Source organism: Streptomyces sp. NRRL S-87 (assembly GCF_000719335.1).
GTDB lineage: Bacteria > Actinomycetota > Actinomycetes > Streptomycetales > Streptomycetaceae > Streptomyces.
This window is the reverse complement of record NZ_JOGB01000251.1, coordinates 1-206: the sequence shown is the minus strand read 5'-3', so window position 1 is coordinate 206 and position 206 is coordinate 1. Positions and strand designations below refer to the sequence as shown.

The window sequence follows — 206 nt, the reverse complement described above, 5'->3', positions numbered from 1 at the left end:
CTACCGGCTGCTGGTCAACCCCACGGGCCGGTTCGAGATCGGTGGCCCGATGGGTGACGCGGGTCTGACCGGCCGCAAGATCATCATCGACACCTACGGCGGCATGGCCCGCCACGGTGGCGGTGCGTTCTCGGGCAAGGACCCCTCGAAGGTGGACCGCTCGGCCGCGTACGCGATGCGCTGGGTGGCCAAGAACGTGGTCGCCG

At 69.9% G+C, this 206-nt stretch carries 1 protein-coding gene; it reads left to right on the top strand.

Features of this window, described 5'->3' with window-relative positions; translation table 11 throughout:
• A partial coding sequence (locus IF43_RS37685; protein ID WP_037891825.1) for a methionine adenosyltransferase domain-containing protein occupies positions 1–206 on the top strand: 206 nt, incomplete at both ends.